We start from the raw sequence: 4144 nt of genomic DNA, 5'->3' as shown, positions 1-4144 counted from the left end.
CGCTCCCATGCAGAACCTGGCCCATAGTGCATCCTTTGATTCGGACGACAATGATGAACCATCAAAGCCTGGGATCAAACATCTAAGTGGCGGAAGGCTGGCAAGTCTGCCTTGAGGCAATGCAAGACCGGGCGACCCCGGAGCAGGCCCGCAAAGCCTTCGAGGCTGCTGCCAAGGAGGAGGGGTGCTACGGTCTTCTGGTTAGGTCTCCCGTGTCCCTGTGCCCCCTCGGCTACACCCTGAGGAGAACTGCCGGGAGTCTTAGAGAACCGGCCAACCGTCACTCCATGTCAGGCACGTCGCCGCCCGAGGCTGGAGCCAGGTCGGCCTCTCTACCTCAACTGCAGGGAGTACCCGGCACGATCGTCTACAACGTCAAGCACCCCTGGTTAACGGTTAACGTCCTTGAGAAGAATAAGCCGCGCGCACAAGAGGCGTGGTATCAGAATGGGTGCGTTAGCGTGAGCGCCAAATCGCGCAATTGCCAGTAACGCCCCACTTGTTGCTCTTAACGCCTGACTGTGAGTAGAGCTTGAGCCCTCGTTGCTTAAATAGCGCCTCTTCACGTTTGAAGTGGTTGGTGCGCGCCACAATGTAATCCCAATCGAGATTTTTCGGATTTGGCTCATACAGTACTCTCGCTGCAAAGCGACGGCCGAGCTGGGGTTTGACATCATCGACCATGCATTCGATTGAATAGGCCATTTTACCTGCTGCACACATACGGCGAGCTTCTTCGTGGGACGCAAGTTTGTACTGCCACTGTCCCCCGGCCGATTGGCATCCAGCCGCAGCTAGGCAGGTCACCATCACCACGAGTAACGAACGCAAAACATTCAGTGCAGTCATAGACGTCCCCGACTCGAGTCTGGAGGAGACGGACCTCCCGTTGAGTTCACAGCGCCGCGCCTACAAAGACGCCTCAGGCCGGACGCTTACGAAAGTGTGGGCTTGCTTGCCGGTTCGACCTGGCCTCTTCGGGCATCTCGGGCTTATCAACTTCGAATCCGCTCCAGAAATGCAGCGGTAGCCGGCGCGAGTTTCGCCGGCCCTCCAATCCGCAAATTGCTTATCACGATTTCCAGGGATTTAATTTAGAGAGGCATTCCGCCTGTTCGGGGAGTCCTCAAAAGGCTGCCACCCAAGCCCAAGTCCTCGATAGTCCGTCTTGCGACCACGACGGCTCTGACCGCGATCTGTTTTCTCGCCCTGCGGGGTATCCATGAAAGCGCTGGAGTTCTGGGCTTCTTCGTGATGTTTCCCGCTATTTTCCTGGCCTCGGTGCTGTTTGATCGAGGTTCGGGGCTTTACTCCACCGTGCTGAGCACGGTTCTGCTATACTTTGAGGCGAAGCCAACTGGCACCTTTCTGCTGCCCGCGGGATTGGTGCTGCCAATGGTCATCTTCGTCGTGGTGGCATTGGGGCTGGCCGTCATCAGTGAAAGGCTGCGTACGGCTTACCAAAGAGCAGCGGAAGCGGAACGCGCGAAGGATCTGCTCCTACAAGAATTGTCGCATCGCACCAAGAACAACCTCGCGATGGTCAGCTCTCTGCTGTCGCTGCAAGCCCGGATGAAATCGAGTCCAGAGGCCCGCGAGGCACTGGAGAAAGCGTACGTCGCATTCACGCCATCGCCGATGCTCACGACCACTTCCGGCCATCCAGCCACAGCGGCCAAGTCGAAATGCGCTCGTATCTGGAGGAGTTGTCCCGCCACCTCGGAGATACGCTCCGGGATATCAGACCGATAGCCGTGAAAGTCCATGCGGAGGAAGTTCATCTCCCAACGGAGCAGGCAATACCGTTAGGGCTGATTGTAAACGAGCTCGTTAGGAACGCCCTCAAACATGCTTTTCCCGGTGATCGAGGCGGAACCATTGCAGTGAAGCTCTTTCGAGACTCCTCCCTAGTTCTGACGGTGGCGGATGATGGCGTCGGTTGCCCACCCGACAAAAATGGAGGAATAGGCTCGCGCCTCACAGAATTGCTTGCAAAACAGCTAGGAGCAACGCTCACACGGGAGAATTATGCGCCGGGTTGCAAAGTTCGGGTGGTCTTGCCAGACGTGTAGGCGTTTGCTCCGTCGCAACGACGACTACCGCAGTGGCTTGGCGCCGCGATTCCCTTTTCCAGTTGCAGCTTCGGCGACAGGCTGAAAGCGACTACGCCCTTGATTGGCATTGGCGCTTAAAATGGCGCTGGCGCGTCCGTTCCGGTCCGGCAAGCTGGATGAAGAGCTGGCCGCTATCTCCGTCCGCCGCGACGGATGGAGAAAGGGCCCATGTCGGCCCTATCGCGTTCGGTAACATTCCTCGGTGAGGCAATAAGGGGGGTCAGTTTCTCAATTCGCCCGACACGGCCCGCGCCTCGACGCGCGGAAATGGTCGCTCAAATCCCTGGGCAGATCAGGAGAGCCCTTCTAAGCCACATCGCGGATCCAAGATCATCGTTAAAGTGTGCCTGGGATTCTGTACGCATGTCCGTGTTAGGCTAACCCTCGGTCGAGACGGTGGAGGGAGCACATGGCGGGCGAAGGTTGGGTGAGCAGGAGTGTCGGCTTGTGTACGGGTTGGAAGCAGCTTCGCGCTTCGAATGCGGATTCAACGGTCTAGGCCGGGATGCCGTCCTATGCCCTTCTGTTGGCGGCCTTTGGAGCAATCGTGCTCCTTACGGCCTGGTTGCCCATGCTTCTCAGGACGCTTCCGCTTTCACTGCCAATGGTTTGCATCGGGCTCGGCGTTCTTTTGATTTGGTCACCTTTTTCTCCGCTCATCGGAGTGAACCCACTTGAGAACCGGGGCCTAACAGAGCGTCTCACCGAGTTGGCGGTCATCATCGCCCTTATGGGGGCTGGCCTGAAGCTGGACCGGCCAGTGAGTTGGCGCGGCTGGGAGTCCTCCTGGCGCCTTGTTGGCGTCGCCATGCCTCTGACGATCGCAGGAATTGCGTTCATCGGCTGGTCAATTCTGGGGCTCGGTCTTGCCGCCGCACTCCTGCTTGGCGCTGCTCTCGCACCGACTGATCCTGTTCTAGCAAGCGACATACAGGTTGGCCCACCTCAATCCGGCAAGGAGGACGAGGTGCGTTTTGCCCTTACTTCAGAGGCCGGCCTCAATGATGGAGCGGCATTTCCGTTCGTCTATCTCGCCATCGCAATTGCGCTGTCCAGAGCGTCCGGCGAGCCGTTCTTCACACACTGGGTCCTCGTTGATGTCCTTTGGAAGATTACAGCCGGCCTCGTCATTGGCTGGCTGGGCGGAAAAGTCATGGGCTATCTTACGTTTCGTCTACCGAAACGATCGGGCTTGTCAGAGACGAAAGACGGCTTTGTTGCGCTCGGGATCACCTGCCTTGCATACGGCTCGACCGAAGTCCTTCACGGCTACGGCTTCCTTGCAGTGTTTGTTGCAGCAGTGGCGCTGCGATCCATCGAGCGGCAGCATGAGTATCATGAGAGCTTGCACGACTTCGCTGAGCAGATTGAGCGATTGCTGATGATGGTGCTGCTGGTCTGCTTTGGGGCGGCGATCGCTGAAGGGTCGATTTTTAGCGCCTTGAGCTGGCAGGTAGTCGCCACTGCCGCCCTGGTGCTATTGGTTGTGCGACCCATCGCGGCATGGATTGGACTGATTGGATTTCCGGCGCCGTCACGCGAAAAGGCCGTCATCGCTTTTTTTGGAATACGCGGGCTTGGATCGTTCTACTACCTCGCCTTCGCACTGGGGCAGGCCGAATTTGACGGTGCGACAACTCTTTGGGTAACCGTCTGCTTCGCCGTTTTGAGTTCAATTGTCATGCACGGTGTCATGGTCACTCCAGTGATGCGCCAGTTGGATCGCGGCCGCCGCTCTCTACTGAGGTTGTCCCGTGTCCGAGACAGGCAGGACTAATGTCCCCATTCGCGGATTTATGGTAAGCGGTGTTCTCAGGCCACGGCCTTGAGCTCGAGCTTGTTGATGTAGACCCAAGGCAGGAGATCGTCGATCTGGCTGTTGGGGTGGCCGTTGACGATCCTGGTGAGGACATCGGCGAGATAGCCGAGCGGTTCGACACCATTGAGCTTGCAGGTTTCGATCAGCGAGGCGATGACGGCCCAGTGTTCGGCGCCGCCGTCCGACGGGACCTCATGATGCCCGGATTCTA

Annotated in this window: 5 protein-coding genes; 3 read left to right on the top strand and 2 right to left on the bottom strand. The window is 58.0% G+C overall.

The features are described 5' to 3' along the window. Positions 1 to 456: 456 nt before the first annotated feature. Positions 457 to 849, bottom strand: coding sequence for a hypothetical protein (locus tag NKJ46_RS34445; protein WP_352671773.1), 393 nt, complete (start codon positions 847 to 849; stop codon positions 457 to 459). A gap of 405 nt (positions 850 to 1254) precedes the next feature. On the opposite strand from NKJ46_RS34445, the gene NKJ46_RS34440 reads away from it, so the two are divergent. From NKJ46_RS34440 to NKJ46_RS34430, 3 genes are all read left to right on the top strand, one after another. Further along, complete coding sequence (locus NKJ46_RS34440) at positions 1255 to 1752, top strand: histidine kinase dimerization/phosphoacceptor domain -containing protein (protein ID WP_352671778.1); 498 nt, start codon at positions 1255 to 1257, stop codon at positions 1750 to 1752. Next, positions 1686 to 2072 (top strand): sensor histidine kinase, encoded by a 387-nt coding sequence (locus NKJ46_RS34435; protein WP_352671770.1) that lies wholly within the window; start codon positions 1686 to 1688, stop codon positions 2070 to 2072. Before NKJ46_RS34440 ends, NKJ46_RS34435 begins: the two co-directional genes overlap by 67 nt. A gap of 547 nt (positions 2073 to 2619) precedes the next feature. Next, positions 2620 to 3891, top strand: coding sequence for a cation:proton antiporter (locus NKJ46_RS34430; RefSeq protein WP_352671767.1), 1272 nt, complete (start codon positions 2620 to 2622; stop codon positions 3889 to 3891). Between the two features lie 35 nt (positions 3892 to 3926). Here NKJ46_RS34430 and NKJ46_RS34425 read toward each other — a convergent pair. After that, positions 3927 to 4144, bottom strand: a 218-nt coding sequence (locus tag NKJ46_RS34425; protein ID WP_352671765.1) for a transposase domain-containing protein, incomplete at its 5' end; no start/stop codon positions are given.

It is taken from the genome of Mesorhizobium sp. M0166 (genome assembly GCF_040322255.1).
Classification (GTDB): domain Bacteria; phylum Pseudomonadota; class Alphaproteobacteria; order Rhizobiales; family Rhizobiaceae; genus Mesorhizobium.
Note: the sequence above shows the minus strand (reverse complement) of the source record. Positions and strands in the feature narration are given on the sequence as shown.